Origin of the sequence: Lactobacillus helsingborgensis (genome assembly GCF_000970855.1) — a bacterium.
In the GTDB taxonomy this organism is placed as follows: Bacteria; Bacillota; Bacilli; order Lactobacillales; family Lactobacillaceae; genus Lactobacillus; species Lactobacillus helsingborgensis.
Map to the genome: position 1 here is coordinate 1,136,495 of NZ_KQ034046.1, position 17,448 is coordinate 1,153,942.

The window sequence follows — 17,448 nt, forward strand, 5'->3', positions numbered from 1 at the left end:
CTTGTTAATATTATTCTTTATTTGCAAATTCAGCTTTAAACTCATCAATAATTTTTTCTTGTAGTATTTTATCAACTTGTTTAAGAGTGAAATAAACAGCACGTTCACCTGAGCGTCCATGCGTTTTTACCACTGGTGCATTAACACCAAGCAGAACCGCTCCACCGTATTTATCAACATCAAATTTTGACACTAGTCCTTTTAATGCCTTTTTGATCATTAATGCTCCTAATTTAACAAAAAGACCATTATTTAGCAAACTGTTTTTTAAGAGGTGGATTAAAACTCCCGAAGTTCCCTCAATATTTTTTAAGACAGCGTTGCCAGTAAAACCATCAGTTGCAATAACATCAGCTTTACCATCAAGGAGTTCATTTCCTTCAATATTGCCAATAAAGTTTAATTTACTGTCGAGCAGTAGCTGATAAGCTTTTTGATGAACATCATCGCCTTTATCATTTTCTGCTCCATTATTGAGTAAACCAACTCGGGGATTGTTTATGCCCCTCACCTTTTCGGCATAGTATGAAGCCATTTTGGCCCAATCAAGCAGATATTCCGGCTTGCTCTTAGCATTTGCACCAACATCTATCATATTAAAACCATCATCAGAATTTTTAACAGGTAAAGTCGGCATCAAACCAGGACGAGCTACACCCTTAATACGGCCAATGATAAATATTCCGGAAGCTAAAATAGCACCAGTGTTGCCCATTGAAAAAAGTGCATCAGCCTTGCCTTGCTTCACAAATTGCGCTGCAACGACAAGTGAGGAATCCTTTTTTTGGCGAATGGCTTTTACGGGTTCGTCGTCATCCTTAATAACTTCAGTAGTATTCACAATTTCTATTTGACTTATATCATTACCTAATAAACTTTTTATTTTAGTTTGATCGCCAAATAAAACGAATTGAGTATGGGGCAATTCTTTCTTGACTCGTAATACTGCTTTTATAACAGCTTCAGGTGCTTTTTCTCCACCCATTGCATCAATTGCAATAGTTTTCATAGTTACCACAATCTTTTCTAAGTTCTTTTTTGTTGTAATTGTTTATATTCTAACACTTGCTTTAAATTTTCATTTGCTGGATTCTTTAATGAAGGATCAGTTCTAATTAATTTTTTAGCTTCTTTTTGCGCAACGACCATCGTTTCGTAATTATTGACTACACTGCCAACTTGAAATTCCGGTAAGCCAGACTGCGCTTTGCCAAATAAGTCCCCTTCACCACGCATCTTCAAATCTTCTTCAGCTAATTTAAAACCATCTGTAGTTGATGCCACGATTTTCATTCGCTTTTTACCGGCTTGAGTATTGGGATCGGCCAAAAAAATACAATAACTTTGAGTTTTTCCTCTACCTATTCGCCCCCTTAATTGGTGCAATTGACTGATGCCAAAACGATCAGCATTAAAAATTACCATCATATTCGCATTAGCCACATCAACTCCAACTTCAATCACACTGGTAGTCACTAAGATGTTGATTTTGCCCTCCGCAAAATCACTCATAATTTCATCTTTTTTATTTCCAGGCATTTGCCCATGCAACAATTCAACTTGTTCTTGCGGAAAATCATGTCTTAATTTAGTAAAAAGCTGTTCAGCATTTTTTAAATCAAGAACTTCAGATTCTGAAATTAACGGTGTGACGGCATAGATTTGAAAGCCCTGCTTTAACTGTTCTCGCATCAACTGATACACTTGATCCATTTGTGTACTTGTTTTCCACGAAGAAATTATTTTTTTACGACCAGCTGGTAAATGATGTATTTCTGAAATGGTCATATTACCATAGACAGTTAAAGCAAGTGTTCTCGGAATTGGCGTCGCAGTCATAGCCAAAATGTCTGGGAGATTGCCTTTATTAATTAAAGCTTGTCTTTGATTGACACCAAAGCGATGCTGTTCATCAATAATCACCAATCCTAATTTTTTAAAAATCACATTTGGCTGTATTAAAGCATGGGTACCAATTACTACATTAATTATGCCCTCAGTTAACTCATGATAGATTTCTCTTCGTTCCAAAGTTTTTGTAGTACCCGTTAATAACGCGCAGCGCACACCTAAAGGCTTTAGTAATTCATCAATTTTTTTAAAATGCTGTACGGCTAGGATTTCAGTAGGCACCATAAGTGCCACTTGGTAACCAGCTGTAATTGCGGCAAAAATTGCATAGACAGCCACAATTGTTTTACCGGAACCCACATCCCCTTGCAACAGCCGCTGCATTTGAATTGGGGAAAAAAGATCAGCAAATATTTCATTAATCACTTTTTTTTGATCTGGCGATAATTCAAAGGGCAATGCTTTGGTAAGCTTGGCAATTTCTTCTAAGTCATACTTTTTGGCATATCCCTGATTACGCGGATTAAGTTCTGTTAATTCTGCCAGTTCGGTTTGAAAAATAAAAAACTCTCGAAAAATGGCACTTCTTTTAGCTAATTTGGCTTCTGTCAAATTTTGCGGATGATGCATCTGCTGCACAATTTTTTGCTCAGGTAACAGCCGATACCTTTGCCTAATTGATAACGGAACAATGTCCGCCACATTGTCAGAAAATTCGGTTAAAGCAATATTTATTATGTCGACTAATTTTTTCTGCTTAATGTGGCGATTTACCGAATAAATTGGCGCCATGCCACTGTCATTTTCTTTAGCAGCGATAAATTTAAACGCTGCCAGACTTTGGCGCGCCACGTTATATTTGCCGTAAATTGCTACTTCTTTACCAACAATGACCTTTTCTTTTAACCACGGTTGATTAAAAAAATTGACCATGACAACATCATGGTCAATTCGTAACTTAAAGCTTAATTTGCTTTTTTTATATCCAAATCGGCTCACAAAAGCTTCAGTCGCTACAATTCCTTTCAACATTACCTTTTGCCCATCCATGATCTGGTCAAGTGGAATTGTCTGCAGTTCATCATAGCGAAATGGAAAATAATATAACAAATCATAAATACTATAAATTCCCAGACTACCCAGTGCGGCGGCAGTTTTAGTACCGACACCCTTCAAGTCAGTCACAGGAGCAAATAGTTCTTTTGCAATCATAATTATTCAACAGAAATTAAAAAGTTGTATACGGGTTGACCACCATCATGAATTTCAAATTCAAGGTCGTCGTGCTTTTTCTTAACAGCATCTACAATCTCTTGAGCTTCTTTTTTATTAGAATCGCGCCCGTACATCACAGTAATAATTTCCGCATCTTCATCAAGCATTTTCTCAATCATTGTTGAGGTAGCAGTGATTAAATCTGTATTCGCAACTTTAATATCACCGTCTACAATGCCCAAGAAGTCATTTTGATGAATTTCAATATCATTAATAGTAGTGTCGCGATTAGCTTTGGTAACTTCTCCTGAAACAACTGTATCAAGTGCATCAGTCATGTTTGCTACGTTATCATCTAGAGAATCATCAGGATCAAATGACAGCATTGCCGTCAAACCTTGTGAAATAGTTTTTGTAGGAACTATGCCAACTGGTATATCGCTAACTTCTGCTGCTTGTTTGGCTGCCATGATAATATTACCGTTATTAGGCATTACAATAGCTTTCTTGGCACCTGATTTTTTGATGGAGTCAATAATGTCTTGAGTTGAAGGGTTCATTGTTTGACCACCAGAGATAATGCGGTTTACTCCTTCACTCTCAAATAATTTTCTAATACCATTGCCGGAAGCAACAGCAATTACTGCAAAATCAACGCTCTCCTGATTTTCTTCACTGTTGTTAACTATTGTTTCATGCTGGATCCGCATATTATCAATTTTGATTTTTCCCAGCTGTCCGAATTGACTTCCATAAGCAAAAATGGCAGCAGGATGCTCAGTATGAACATGAACCTTAGCTACTTCGTCATCAGAAACAGCTAAAAGTGAATCTCCTAGTTTAGATAAGTGATCTCGAAATTCATCTAAATTGAATGTCTTTTTATTAGGAACATCGGCAGTTAAGTCAACCATAATTTCAGTACAGTAGCCATTAGCAATATCTTGAGTTGAAAGTTGAGATTGAACTGACTGGTGGTGCATTGCATTAATCATTTCATCCATTTCACCTTCATCAGGCTGGTAGCGATCAGCAAATTCCTCACCAAGAAGACCTTCTAGAAAGCCTTCATAAATAAAGAGCAGTCCTTGACCACCTGAATCAACTACGCCAACTTGCTTTAAAACTGGCAATAAGTCTGGTGTAGTCTTCAGCGCCTTTTTTGCACCTTCAACGATTGCTTTCATAACTTCTTCAACATCATCGGTTTCATTGGCCTTATTGGCGCCTTCTTGCGCACCAACTCTAGCAACGGTCAAAATAGTACCTTCAACTGGTTTCATCACGGCTTTATAAGCTGTTGCAACACCATTAGAAAAAGCATTTGCCAACTCCTGTGCATTAAGAGTTTTCATACCCTGAGTTGCTTTATAAACGCCTCTGAAAAGTTGGGAAGAAATAACCCCACTATTGCCGCGTGCTCCCATCAACATCCCTTTAGCAAGACTTTCAGTTAAATCACCGACACTATTACTTGTGTTTTGAGCAACCGCTTTAGCACCACTTTCAATAGTTAAGTTCATATTAGTTCCTGTGTCTCCATCAGGAACTGGGAAAACGTTCAAAGAGTTAATAAACTCTGCGTTGCGACCAAGTCTATGTGTAGCAACGCGAACCATATCTCTAAATTTCTTACTATCTATTTCCTTTAAAACCAATATTTCTAACCTCCGCTTGAGTTATTCGTCAAGCACTTTGACACTTTGAACGATGACATTGACAGCTTTAGTTTCAATTCCAAGTTGATTTTTCAAATTAAACTTTACACTATCTTGAACGTTGCGGCTGACCTCGGAAATTTTAAGACCATAGCCGACAATTATATAAACATCAACCGTAATCTTATTATCCTCAGATTTAACAACAACTCCGCGTTTATAATTTGCACGATTTAATATTCCATCGAAACCATCACGGATAGCATTTTTTGAAGCCATGCCGACAACGCCATAATTGGATGTAGCTGCGCTACCAACAACAGTTGCAATCACTCCGTTTGAAATATCAATCAAACCATTTTTTGTTTTGATTTTTACAGCCATGTTTACCTCCGTATCATTGTTCTCAATATTATGTATCTATTTTATCATAGTAATCAAGTTTAAATACAAAAATCCCTTCTTAAAAAATACTTTTGCAGTTGCAATGATCTTAAAGTTATGCTATCTTAACTTAGTATGAAAACACAACAAAGGAGGTTTAGCAAATGGCAAAAGATTATATTACTGGCAAAAAGACAACTTTTGGTAATACACGTTCACACTCACTGAATTCATCACGTCGTGCGTGGAAGCCAAACCTTCAAAAAGTTCGTATTCTTGTTGATGGCAAGCCTAAGCGAGTATGGGTTTCAACTAAGACATTAAAATCTGGTAAAGTTACCCGTGCATAATAAGTTTTAAAAAAACTAGCAGAATCAATTCTGCTAGTTTTTTGTTTCTTAAATATTTTGAAAACGATCAATATCTTTTGATTGAATAACAGCAACAGTGCCTTTTTTTAAAGATAGTTCAAGCGGCTTTTTTTCTGATAGAAATTCATTTGAACTGAAAGAAATCGGATAATCCCCGTTAAAGTCAGCTAGAGAGTATTTGGCACCGGCAATATTTAAGTGCTGTACTGCAGTTAAAGTGACAACGCCAAAATAATTGTAGTCAGGTATTTGGTATATCGTGTGTTTGCCGGCATTATAAAATTTAATTGAGTTTTGCTGGTCAATAAGTTCTATTTTTTCAGCAAAAGGATTAAATTCAGGTTTTAATACCATCAGCAAGTTAGACATAAAATGATCTAATCTGCCCCCTGTTGCTCCCAAAATAGCTAAATGCGATACCTGATAATCACAAAAAGCACACCGCATAATAAGCTCGCTATCCGTTAAGTCTTTTTCTGGAAGTGAATACCTAATATCACTAACTTTACTCTCAATTCGCTCTAACTCATCTTTTTGTAGAGAATCAAAATCTCCGACAGCTAAATCAGCAGTTAAACCCAGTTCTTCCAGCAGAAGCGCGCCCCGATCGACGCCAATAATTAAATCTTTACTTTTCTTAGCTGCTAAAAGTTTGGCCTTAATATTGCTAGGCCACTGATTCTTAGGTGCACCTAAAAGAGCCCATGCTTTCATTTTAAAATCTCCGCCAGCTCATCAACTTGCTTATTAATATCTCCCTCACAGAAAAGATAAGAACCTGCCACAAAAACATTAGCGCCAGCCATTTTTGCCTGTTTTGCAGTTTGGGCATTAATACCGCCGTCGACTTCAAGCGGAAAATCAGCTTTAACTAATTCTTTAACCTGACTAATTCTTTTGACAGATTCAGGAATAAATTTTTGTCCACCAAATCCAGGGTAAACTGTCATCAATAATATTTGATCAAGTTTAGGGATAAACTTGTTTAGGACAGAAATTGGGGTATCAGGGTTAAGAACAACACCAGCCTTAACGTGATTTTGCTTAAGATAGTCCAACCAGTAATTTAGCTTTGCTTCATTCATTGCCTCATAATGCAGCAGCATTATTTGTGCACCTGCTTTAACAAAAGCAGGCACTAACACGTCTGGGTTATTGCTCATCAAATGAATTTCGGCCTCTAAATGAGGAAACTCTTTTTTAAAATCTGAAACAAGCTGCGGTCCAAAGGACAAATTTGGTACAAAATGTCCATCCATAATATCAATATGAAAACGTGTTATACCAGCTTTAGCTGCTATTTTAATATCATCTTTAAGATCAAGATTATTAATATTTAAGATTGATGGTGCAATCAATTTTTTCCTCCTTATTTTAAATATTCGGGTAATCTGCCATTTTCGATTTCTTTGCGCATTAATAAGTAATTTTCATACCGGGATTTTTTTATTTGCCCTTCTGCAACTAACTGCTTTACTTCACACTTAGGTTCGTTTATGTGCTGGCATCCCCTAAACTTACAGTTTTGACTGGCCTTTTTGAACTCAATAAAATAATCACATAATTGGTTTAATTTTATCGGAGTTAGATCAATAGCAGAAAATCCCGGCGTATCAGCTAGGTAGCCGTTACCTAATTTAAAAAGTTGTACCGTCCTGGTAGTGTGTTTGCCGCGATTTAAACTTGTAGAGATAGCAGCAGTTTTTTGCGCTAAATCTTCCTTGAGAGAATTGATCAAAGTCGATTTACCGGCACCAGATTGACCAGCTAAAGTCCAAATTTGCTCAAAACCGATATTAACTGGTAGTGTTTTACTCACTGCTTCTTGACTTAAGTAAATTTCATAACCGATTTTTTGGTAATATGCAAGATTTTCGTTAATATCTGCAAGTTCTTCTGAATTGACCAAGTCGCTTTTAGATAAATAGATGCTTACTGCCACATTTTGCCATGAAAAGAAAGTTAAAAACCTGTCTAAAAGTGGCAATGAGAAATCTGGTTCGACTGCTGAAATTACCAGCAGGATATGGTCAACATTGGCTAATGCAGGGCGACCAATCAAATTTTTACGTGGTAAAACTTTCACTAAATAACTGGTACCTTGGTCATCTATTTGTATTTCAACGTGGTCTCCTACAGTAGGTTTTAATTTATTTTTGCGAAAAACTCCTCTAGCCCTAGTTCTCACAACCCGGCTTTTAGTCTGCACATCATAAAAACCGGCGATTAGGCCAGTAATAATTCCTTGAGTATTTTTAGCCATTTTTGACCTTCTCACTTAAAATAGTTTGACCGTCGCGAACAACCTTAAGTGCGCCAGGTCCATCTTTAAGCTGGAACGGGATTGAAAAGTTCATATCTCGTTTAATGTATAAATCGCGATATATGTCGTCAATTGAATGATTGTCATCTGCAATATAAATTTGGATATGATTGCCACGATTGTTATCAGAATCATCTTCATCATTATTTTCATAGCTGACTGTGAAGTTTTTAATTGCAGTAAGATTGCGCTCCTTTTTCTGCCCTTCGGAAACACTGATAGAAATTGTACTTCCACGTGGTACTTCTGTTCCTGCAGCTGGACTCATTGAAATTATCATACCCTTTTTTACCTTAGACGAGTATGCCGAACTTACCTGCAAAGTAAGTCCATGCTTGTGGGCATATTCTTGGGCATCTTTTAAGGAATAGTCTTTTAAGTCCGGCAATTTAATCATATGGTGCTTGGCACGATCGTTTTTACCTTTTGAAACGGTTAAAGTAATAGTAGTTTGTGTAGGTTTGACTTCAACATCTGCTGCAATACTCTGCCCAATAACATGATTAGGTGGCACGCTAGCAGAAAACTGATTTTCGCGAATTACTTCAAAACCCATCTTTTCTAGTTTTTCAACTGCAATTTCATATTCATCCCCAGTCACATCCGGTACTTTAACCATGCCGGCACCGTCAGAAACATAAAGATCGATAAATCTGCCCCGCTTTATTTGTGAACCTGCTGGAGGCGTAGTCTTAATGACTTTGCCCTGATCAATACTATCAGAACTTTTATGCTTTATTCGACCAACTTTTAAGCCTACATTTTCAAGCTCATTCCGGGCTTTTTTCTCGCTTAAATTTGTTACATCAGGTATGCGCACATCCTTACGACTATTATTGGTCAGAACAAAAATCATTAACCCAGCAATTAAAACGGCAGCAAACCCGATAAACAGCCACCACCATTTATGCTTGCGCATTGCCTGCGTAAAACTAGCTTTTTTGGGGCGAGAATTTTCTGTCATGTTCTCAGTGTTGGTCTGGTCCTCTTTTATTTCCTCTTTTTGCTTAGAATTAGGCTTAAAATTAGGTAAAATAATTGTTTCATCATTATTATTACCATGTGTCGGATTAAAAAGCGGTTCGTTAGCGCGGCTGGGATTAAGGCTAGTATCTAAATCATCCTGCATTTGTTTAGCAGAATGATAGCGATCTCTTGGATCTTTGGCAGTTGCTTTTAAAACAACATTTTCCAGCGCTTGAGGGACCTCAGGATCCTGCTTTCTAATTGAAGGAATTGGCTCCTGAGCGTGTTTTAAAGCTATTGAAACGGCTGAATCGCCATTAAATGGTACATGTCCAGTAATTAATTCATATAAAATTATTCCTAAAGAATAAATGTCTGACTGCTTGGTAACCAGCCCCCCGCGTGTTTGTTCAGGAGACATGTAGTGCACTGAACCAATAGCAGAGTTAGTTTGAGTAACTGAATTTTGATTTAAGGCAACAGCAATACCAAAATCAGCAATTTTAATATTGCCATGCTTATCCATTAGAATGTTTTGCGGCTTAAGATCGCGGTGAATAACATTATGTTTGTGCGCTAAAGACATTGCACTTAAAATTTGATCCATAATTTTAATTACAAGTCTTAAATTTAAGGGCGAATTTGTCCTAATATAGTCCTTTAGATCTGGACCATCGACGTATTCCATAACCATGTAAGGCAGGCCGTGATCTGCTCCAACATCAAGCACCATAACAATATTCGGATGACTTAATTCACTGGTCGCTAAAGCTTCTCTTTGAAAACGTGCTAATGTTTGCGGTTCTTTTTGTAAATCTAAGCGTAATATTTTTACCGCAACTTTGCGTTGCAGGATGATATCTTCAGCGAGATAAACATTAGCCATCCCACCTTCGCCCAACGTATCAATAATCCGGTAACGATCTCCCAGTAGATAGCCTTTATTAATCACTGCTCATCACCGCCTTCATTCAAAATTAGGCAAGCAGTGATATTATCCTCACCGCCAACGCGGTTGGCTTCATCAATTAATTTTTGGCAACGTTCTTTTAGTGATAGGTCTTTTGTAGCTAAAATTTGCTGAATTTGAGGGTCACTTAAAGAGTTGGTTAGGCCGTCTGTACATAGCAAAATAATATCATTTTCACCTAGCGATACTTGTCTATATTCGGGATCAATCGTACTTGAAACTCCTAGAGATTGAGTAATGATATTTTTTTGAGGGTGGTTTCTGGCCTGCTGCTTAGATATTTGGTGCAACTTTACCAGCTCATTAACAAGAGAGTGATCTTCCATTAATTGGGTAAATTCACCAGCTGAATAGCCGTAAGCACGTGAATCGCCTAAATGTGCAATCAAAGCTTCATTTGCAAAAACGATTGCCAAAACAATAGTAGTTCCCATGCCATTGAGATCTGGAAAACGGTCAGCAGTTTTCAAAATAGTTTCATTTTCACTACTTAGCTGCACGTTAAGCCATTTTTGTGCTCTATCACAGTCATAAAAATCGGTATCAACAAAATTATGACCTAAATGGCTGACAGCCATTGTAGAAGCAACATCGCCACCCTGGTGACCTCCCATACCATCACAAACTATTGCCATTAAAGCATTGTTTTTATTCTTAAAAACCTGTACGCAATCTTGGTTACTTTTGCGTATTCGTCCAATACTAGAAGCAAATGCTGTTTTAATCAAAACTTTAACCTCGCACTATAAACTTTGCAATAAAAAAGCCATCACTATCATAACTATCAGGTAAAATCTTTAACATGCCGCTAGGAGCCGATAATTTACCTGCTGTAAAAGGTTGCAGCTCAAACTGAGAATGTGTTTCTAAAAAAGATTTTACTACATCTTCGTCTTCTTCTTTTGTAATTGTACATGTTGAATAGACTAATTCACCACCAGCAGATATTAAGGAACTAATATGATCCAAAATTTCAAGTTGTATTCTTTGTAAATTAATAAGATCAGACTTTGTTTTAGTATAACGTATTTCAGGTTTGCGCCTGATAAGACCTAGACCAGAACATGGTGCATCAACTAAAATTTTAGCAAATTCACCTTTGTCAAAAACTGTATCAGCCTTTCTGGCATCAAGTGGCTTAACCAGCACCTTAGAAGCGACATTCATGCGCCTGCTGTTTGCCAATACTAAATTGAGTTTTTTCTCATGGATATCTAAAGCAGTAACTTGCCCCTGAGGTAAGTTTTCAGCGATTTGTACCGTCTTTCCGCCGGGAGCACTGCAAGCATCAAGTACTTTTTCATTTCCAGAAAAATTGAAAGCACTTACTGCCAAACTAGCAGCTTCATCTTGAATTGTCAATTTTCCTTCATGAAATAATTGCGTCTTAAAAACTCCACCATGGGCTAAAATCAATTCATCATTGGCTATTTCAGAATCTATAGGGGCAAAACCCAAATTAGTTAAATTTTCCTTAACTAATTTTTGCTCTGCTAAGTGAGATACTCTCACTGTATTTTTAGCGCTTTTATTAATGCTGGCTAAAATTTTAGCAGCTCTCTGTTCACCCCAGTGACTAATTAAATAACTTACCAACCATTTCGGAGTACTTTCTTTTACACTAAGATAATCAATTTTATCTTTTACACTTGGTAGAACTGAGCCCTGTCTAATTAAAGAATGCAAAATACCATTCACAATTTTATAGCCCACAGAATGTTTCTTGCCGAATTCTTTGGCTAATTTGTTGGCTTCATTCAAAACTGCCCTGTTAGGAACACTATCCATGAAAAAAATCTGGTATGCAGACAGCAAAAGCAAGGGATAAAGGTAATTCTCCTTTAGCTTAGTTTTGATTAAACGCCGCAGTTGATACTCTAAATAGATTTTCTCTTGAATAGTACCGTAAACTATTCTAGCGGCAAAATTCTGGTCAGCCTGCGAAAGGTTACTTTTTATTAAGTTATTATTCAAACTGATATTGGAATAGGAATTATCATCTAAGACACGGATAAGCGTCTGCAAAGCCACCGCTCGGGCACTTTTAAGAGTCGACAATTTTTTCACCTATCTTAAACTTCTGGCCCTGACCATTCAAAAAGCTTTTAATCGCCATTTTATTCTTACCAGCAGGTTGAACTTCAATTAAATTTAAAACAGTGTTGTCCGCAAAACTGATAGCAAAGCGGTCTTTATTAGCCACTACGCAGCCTGCTGGCAAAGCAGTTTTATCTTGGGCAACTTGAGCTTGCCATATTTTAAACCTTTTGTTATCAACTAGTAGATATGCACCTGGATCAGGATTTAGTCCTCTAATTAAATTATTGGCAGCAGCTGCTGTCATATTTAAAGTGATCTGTTCCTGCTTTTTGCTAATATTAGGAGAAAAAACTACTTTACTAGTATCTTGTGCCTTTTTATTTTCCGGATTAGCAATTATTTGAGGCAATGTTTTCAGTAATAAGTCACGCCCCAGTAATGACAGTTTTTCAAATAACGTACCGGCAGTATCATTCTCATCAATAGCAATTGCTTCTTGCGCATAAATATCCCCGGCATCCATTTGCTTAACCATTTCCATAATAGTTACGCCAGTTTTTTGGTCACCGTTAATAAGAGCATATTGAATTGGTGCTCCTCCACGATATTTAGGCAAAAGTGAACCATGAACATTAACAGCAGCAATTTTAGCTGATTGCAAAAGCTTAGTGGGTAAAAATTGTCCATAAGCAGCGGTAATTACCAAATCAGCATGCATCTCAACTAATTGATTAAGTTCGTCTGATTTACTTAATTTTGCAGGTTGAAAAACAGACAAATTTAACTTTTCAGCCAGTTCTTTTACTGGAGACTGCGTTAGTTTTTGTTTTCTGCCCACTTTTTTGTCAGGTTGAGTTACTACGGCTTTAATTTCGTAATTACTGTCGGAAAGTGCCTTTAAAATAGGAACAGCAAAATTCGGCGTTCCCAGAAAAATTATTGATGTCATTAAACATATCCCCTTTACATAATGCGCTCCGGTTCATTGTCAATATAAACAGATAAACCATACTTTTTAACCTTTTGCGCAGAATCTTGAATTTGGTGTAATAATTGGTTGAGTTGATCCTCTTTTTTATATTTTACCAGTATTTGATAATAATATTGATTTTTTAAGCGAGAAATTGCGCTGGGAGTTGGTCCTAATACAATCGTTTGACGGTTTAATTGTGGCTGCAACCAATTCTTTATTTTATATGCTTCGCGAGCAGCATTTTGTTCTTTTTTAGCAGCAACTGAAATTAAAACCGTGTAAAAATAAGGTGGATAATTGCCTGCGTGGCGCACACGCATTTCATATTGATAGAACCGTTCATAATCCTGCGTTTGCGCCAGTTTGATGGCATAGTGATCAGGATTAAAAGTTTGTATGATAACTTCACCCTTTTTTTCGGCTCGGCCTGCTCTACCTGCTACTTGAGTCAAAAGCTCAAATGTTCTCTCAGAGGCATTGTAATCAGGCACCCACAGACCAGTATCAGCATTAATCACTCCTACAAGAGTAACGTTAGGAAAGTCTAACCCTTTGGCAATCATTTGTGTACCCAGTAAAATATCTGCTTCATGATCACCAAAAGCATCCAATATTTTTTTAAAAGAACCTTTTCGTCTGGTGGTATCAACGTCCATACGTAAAATACGCGCCTCCGGTATTAACTTATTGAGTTCTGCCATGACCTTTTGCGTACCGGTACCCAAAAAACGAATATTTTTACTATGACAATTAGGACACTCTCTTGGAATAGCAGCAGTATAGCCACAATAATGGCACTGCATTTTTTGTGTATCTTTATGCATTGTTAACGAAAGATCACAATTAGGACATTTCATTACGTAGCCGCATTCTCTACAGAGCATAAAGTTGGCAAAACCACGTCGATTTAGCATTAGAATAACTTGTTCTTTATTTGCCATTCTATTTTTTATTGCCGTGACGAGTTCAACAGACAAGTCAAATTGACCACCAGTAAAGTTGGCTTTTTTTAAGTCAATTAAGTTTACTTCAGGCAAACTTTGTTTATTTGCACGTTGTGGCAGCCGCAGTAATTGATAGACTCCCTTTTGTGCACGTGCTCTGCTCCCAAGTGCCGGCGTTGCACTACCTAATAGTAAAGGGCATGAGTTGTATTTGCTGCGCCAAATGGCAACATCGCGCGCATGGTAACGGGGATTATCTTCCTGTTTATAGGAAGATTCGTGTTCTTCATCAATTACGATTAACCCGATATTTGTTAATGGTGCAAATACAGCACTACGGGCTCCCACAACAACACGTACTTCACCCCGTCTTATTCGGCGCCATTCGTCATATAATTCTCCTTCAGACAAGCCACTATGCAAAACAGCAACTTGTTCACCGAAATGACTTTTGACTTGTTCTACCATTTGTGGTGTTAAAGAAATCTCCGGTACCAGCATGAGTGCATTTTTGCCGATTTTTAAAGTTGCACTAATAGCATTTAAGTATACTTCGGTTTTACCGCTACCGGTCACACCTTCCAGCAGAAAAGTCTGCGCTTGTTTTTCATTAATGATCGGTATAATTTTTCTTAATGCGTTTTTCTGATCAGGATTCAAAATAATCTTTTTATTTTGATTTTCGTCTTTATCATAGTCATCTAGCGGATTACGATATATTTCCACCTGTTTTTTATTAAGCCAACCTTTTTTGACAGCATTAGTTAACGAAACAGTATTAATTTTGGCATCTTGCTCAATCTCGTTTTGTAAAAGAGGAAACTTGGCATAATTTTCAATTAAAAACATGACCAGCTTTTTCTGTTTGGTGGCGTTTGAGCGTATCGCTTCATATATATTTACGTAATCTTCTTTTGTTTTTGTTAATAAATATTGGCTTTCAGTTTTAACTTTAGCGCGATTTTCCACCAGGTATTCGACTTTAGCATCATTTGAGCGTAAAAGATGGCGAATTTCAGCAATTTGCTTGTTGTTAGTCACTCTATTTAAATCAAGTGGTTCCCCTTGAAACAGACGTAATTTTTTGGCTTTAGCAGACACTGGAACCAGAATTTTGCGATAATTTGCCCGCATAACTCTAGGCAGCATAGTTTTTAAAATTGAAATGCGATATGAATAAACGTGATTGGCTAAAGCTTGGGAAAGCGTAATTAATTCTTTGGTTAAAGGCGGCATCTCATCCACCACCAAAAGTAGGTCTTTTAATTCACCTTGATATTTACTTTTTGTACTTAGACCAATTACAAATCCTTGTACTTTCCGCGGGCCAAAAGGCACAAAAACGCGCGAACCAACCTCTACTTCGCCCAGTTCATCAGGGATATGATACTCAAAAACTCGATCTGTTTGCTTAGCAGCAACATCAACAATAACTTGCGCAATCATTAAATCACCTTGAAAAAATGACCTCCATCTCTTTTAGGATGGAGGTCATAAAATTTTATTAATTACTGATTAACCTCGCGATGATTGGGATCAACGGTAACTTTGCCAGCTTCTATTTCTTCTAAAGCTTTGCCAACAGGCTTTTGCGATTTATAATTTTTTAAAGCCTCAGGCTCACCGTCTTCCAACTCATGCGCCCTCTTAGCAGCTAAAACTGATAATGAATATCTTGAATCAACTTGAGCCAACAATTTATCTATAGATGGATATGTAACTCTCAATTTAATCCTCCCTAACCATTTTACGATATGTATCAATTACGCGTTTAACACTTACATGTTCCGCATCGACGATAGCTTTAATGTGATCAACAGCATTAGCCACGGTATCATTTACCACAGCATAATCATAATCCTGCATAACTAGAATCTCATGCCGAGCCTGCTTAATTCTGCCCATGATCACATCTTCGGATTCAGTGCCCCGATTTTCCAACCGCAAATGTAATGTATGCAAGTCAGGCGGTGTCAAAAATATAAAAACACCATCAGGCATCTTCTCACGCACTTTTTGCGCACCGTTGACGTCAATTTCTAGTAAAACATCTTTACCTTCATTAAGCATCTTCTTTACAGGTGCCAATGGAGTACCGTAAAAATTATTTACATATTGATTATACTCCAAAAGTTCACCTTGGTTGATAGCCTGCTCAAATCGCTCTTGAGTGACAAAATAATAATCTTTGCCGTTAACTTCACCAGGTCGAGGCTTTCTAGTGGTCATTGACACTGAATACTCAAACGGAAAGACTTTATTTTCCACAATTGCACTTTTAACGGTACCTTTTCCAACTCCCGAAGGTCCCGAAAGGACAAGTAACAAACCTTTTTCTGCCATGCCATACTCCCCTATCAAAAGCTATTACGTCTAGTTTGCACTAAAATGAAAATATTTTCAAGTTTTGACAATTTTATGTAATTAACTAGCAAGCAGTATATTGGATTTTACCAAAAATATTTGATTTAATACTTGTGTTTTTGAACAAATGTTCTTATAATATTGATAGTCAAACGAATGTTCGGTCTAAATTGAGGCATTTATAATGAAAAATTCACTAAGAAAAATATATCATTATTTTTTTGATTATGATGAAGATAGATTAAGCATATACAGTCAGTACAATTATGAAGTTTTGGCTGCCCTCAACAAAGCATTAATGCAACACTCTTTTGTCTTGATTTCTTATCAAGATGGTCTAAGTGAGATTGGTCAAATTACAGGACGAGTATCTGCGGGAAGGTATGTTTTGCGCTCAGCCAATAAAAAAATAATCAAAATAGTTGATCTTGATTCAATCTTTCGTATTGACTTTGCCTAAAACAACTGGATTTAATAAAAAATTTAGTCAAGGATCTTTATGATTCTTGGCTTTTTAAATACAATGTTTCGCTTAATATTTTAAAACCAGCTTTTTCATAAATATGAATAGCCGCTTTATTGGTGACGTCAGCATTTAAAGCAAAAACTCTGCTACCTTCTTTTTGCAAAATTGCAATCATTTTTTTGATAAAAAAAGTACCAAACCCTTGTCCCCGAAATGGCTTATCAATAAACAATCCGAAAAAGTAATCTTCATTATCACCATGATCAACGGCACAATAGCCAGCAACTTCATTATCTTTTAATAAAATAAAACTTTTAGTATCTTTATCCAACAAGGAATTTTTGATGTATTTAGTAGAAGTGGCAATGGCATCTCCAAAAGCGTTACTGTGTGCTGTGGCAACTTGAGCAACGTAGTTCGTTGTTAAAGGCTTAACGGCTAAAACCTGATTTAATTTGTCAGCCTTTTCAATTGATACTGGCTCTGAGGTTTGCATATAATAATCAGAATCTTCTTTGACCACTGTTAAGTTACAATTTGCTAAAAAGTCTGGATTTTTTGCTAAAAAAACTTTTTCTGACACAAATTCCCATTTATGATAACCATATTGCAACATAATTTGTTTGGCATGCGCCCACATCTTTGTAGCAACATGGTGCCTGCGAAATTCAGGATCAACTACCAAGTGAACTTCTACTTCTTCATTTGGACCGTCATCAGCATATAGCATTGTTAAACCGATTAACTTTTGTTCCTCATAAGCTAAGACAAATGTTGGCATATCACTAAAATAGTTGTATTTATTGCTTAAATAAATTTTTGAGTAGGTGTTATCTGCTTTATTTATTTTTTTATTTAAACCAATAGCCTGTTTGGTCTCCTCGTTATTTAAAGTAATTCTTTCAATAACTTTCATTCTTTTG

Annotated in this window: 17 protein-coding genes; 2 read left to right on the top strand and 15 right to left on the bottom strand. The window is 36.8% G+C overall.

Features of this window, described 5'->3' with window-relative positions:
- Positions 1-10: 10 nt before the first annotated feature.
- Genes plsX through JF73_RS05275 form a run of 4 tightly spaced genes read right to left on the bottom strand, consistent with a single transcriptional unit; the run spans position 11 to position 5,108 of the window.
- The gene (gene plsX, locus JF73_RS05260) at positions 11-1,009 is read right to left on the bottom strand and encodes a phosphate acyltransferase PlsX (protein WP_046327259.1); all 999 of its coding nucleotides are present in this window, start codon (positions 1,007-1,009) and stop codon (positions 11-13) included.
- Positions 1,010-1,026: 17 nt separating this feature from the next.
- Positions 1,027-3,063, bottom strand: a complete 2,037-nt coding sequence (gene recG, locus JF73_RS05265; RefSeq protein ID WP_046327260.1) for an ATP-dependent DNA helicase RecG — start codon at positions 3,061-3,063, stop codon at positions 1,027-1,029.
- Between the two features lie 2 nt (positions 3,064-3,065).
- Complete coding sequence (locus JF73_RS05270) at positions 3,066-4,724, bottom strand: DAK2 domain-containing protein (RefSeq protein ID WP_046327261.1); 1,659 nt, start codon at positions 4,722-4,724, stop codon at positions 3,066-3,068.
- A gap of 21 nt (positions 4,725-4,745) precedes the next feature.
- Positions 4,746-5,108 (bottom strand): Asp23/Gls24 family envelope stress response protein, encoded by a 363-nt coding sequence (locus JF73_RS05275; protein WP_034981534.1) that lies wholly within the window; start codon positions 5,106-5,108, stop codon positions 4,746-4,748.
- 164 nt (positions 5,109-5,272) lie between these two features.
- On the opposite strand from JF73_RS05275, the gene rpmB reads away from it, so the two are divergent.
- The gene (rpmB, locus tag JF73_RS05280; protein ID WP_038523104.1) at positions 5,273-5,458 is read left to right on the top strand and encodes a 50S ribosomal protein L28; all 186 of its coding nucleotides are present in this window, start codon (positions 5,273-5,275) and stop codon (positions 5,456-5,458) included.
- 48 nt (positions 5,459-5,506) lie between these two features.
- Here rpmB and JF73_RS05285 read toward each other — a convergent pair whose 3' ends face one another.
- The 10 genes from JF73_RS05285 to gmk all read right to left on the bottom strand — a co-directional run bounded on the left by JF73_RS05285 (position 5,507) and on the right by gmk (position 16,038).
- Positions 5,507-6,193, bottom strand: a complete 687-nt coding sequence (locus JF73_RS05285; RefSeq protein WP_046327262.1) for a thiamine diphosphokinase — start codon at positions 6,191-6,193, stop codon at positions 5,507-5,509.
- Positions 6,190-6,837 (bottom strand): ribulose-phosphate 3-epimerase, encoded by a 648-nt coding sequence (gene rpe, locus JF73_RS05290; RefSeq protein ID WP_046327263.1) that lies wholly within the window; start codon positions 6,835-6,837, stop codon positions 6,190-6,192. The genes JF73_RS05285 and rpe overlap by 4 nt, the downstream gene beginning before the upstream one ends.
- Before the next feature lie 11 nt (positions 6,838-6,848).
- Positions 6,849-7,742 carry a ribosome small subunit-dependent GTPase A gene (rsgA, locus tag JF73_RS05295; protein WP_046327264.1) on the bottom strand — a complete coding sequence of 298 codons (894 nt, stop codon included), beginning with the start codon at positions 7,740-7,742 and terminating at the stop codon, positions 6,849-6,851.
- On the bottom strand, positions 7,735-9,720 hold the full coding sequence (gene pknB, locus JF73_RS05300; RefSeq protein WP_046327265.1) for a Stk1 family PASTA domain-containing Ser/Thr kinase: 1,986 nt from the start codon (positions 9,718-9,720) through the stop codon (positions 7,735-7,737). Before pknB ends, rsgA begins: the two co-directional genes overlap by 8 nt.
- Positions 9,717-10,466 (bottom strand): Stp1/IreP family PP2C-type Ser/Thr phosphatase, encoded by a 750-nt coding sequence (locus JF73_RS05305; RefSeq protein ID WP_046327266.1) that lies wholly within the window; start codon positions 10,464-10,466, stop codon positions 9,717-9,719. Before JF73_RS05305 ends, pknB begins: the two co-directional genes overlap by 4 nt.
- A 4-nt stretch (positions 10,467-10,470) precedes the next feature.
- On the bottom strand, positions 10,471-11,796 hold the full coding sequence (rsmB, locus tag JF73_RS05310; RefSeq protein ID WP_046327267.1) for a 16S rRNA (cytosine(967)-C(5))-methyltransferase RsmB: 1,326 nt from the start codon (positions 11,794-11,796) through the stop codon (positions 10,471-10,473).
- A complete protein-coding gene (gene fmt, locus JF73_RS05315; RefSeq protein ID WP_046327268.1) occupies positions 11,783-12,727 on the bottom strand; it encodes a methionyl-tRNA formyltransferase in 945 nt (314 codons plus the stop codon). Before fmt ends, rsmB begins: the two co-directional genes overlap by 14 nt.
- 14 nt (positions 12,728-12,741) lie before the next feature.
- Positions 12,742-15,141 (bottom strand): primosomal protein N', encoded by a 2,400-nt coding sequence (priA, locus tag JF73_RS05320; RefSeq protein ID WP_046327269.1) that lies wholly within the window; start codon positions 15,139-15,141, stop codon positions 12,742-12,744.
- Between the two features lie 62 nt (positions 15,142-15,203).
- Positions 15,204-15,422, bottom strand: a complete 219-nt coding sequence (gene rpoZ, locus JF73_RS05325; protein ID WP_038523130.1) for a DNA-directed RNA polymerase subunit omega — start codon at positions 15,420-15,422, stop codon at positions 15,204-15,206.
- A gap of 1 nt (position 15,423) precedes the next feature.
- Entirely contained in the window at positions 15,424-16,038 is a 615-nt protein-coding gene (gene gmk, locus JF73_RS05330; RefSeq protein ID WP_038523133.1) for a guanylate kinase, read from the bottom strand.
- Positions 16,039-16,243: 205 nt separating this feature from the next.
- On the opposite strand from gmk, the gene JF73_RS05335 reads away from it, so the two are divergent.
- Positions 16,244-16,519, top strand: coding sequence for a hypothetical protein (locus tag JF73_RS05335; RefSeq protein WP_046327270.1), 276 nt, complete (start codon positions 16,244-16,246; stop codon positions 16,517-16,519).
- A gap of 37 nt (positions 16,520-16,556) precedes the next feature.
- Here the strand turns inward: JF73_RS05335 and JF73_RS05340 are convergent, their stop codons facing one another.
- Positions 16,557-17,441 carry a GNAT family N-acetyltransferase gene (locus tag JF73_RS05340; RefSeq protein WP_143435085.1) on the bottom strand — a complete coding sequence of 295 codons (885 nt, stop codon included), beginning with the start codon at positions 17,439-17,441 and terminating at the stop codon, positions 16,557-16,559.
- Positions 17,442-17,448 lie beyond the last annotated feature (7 nt).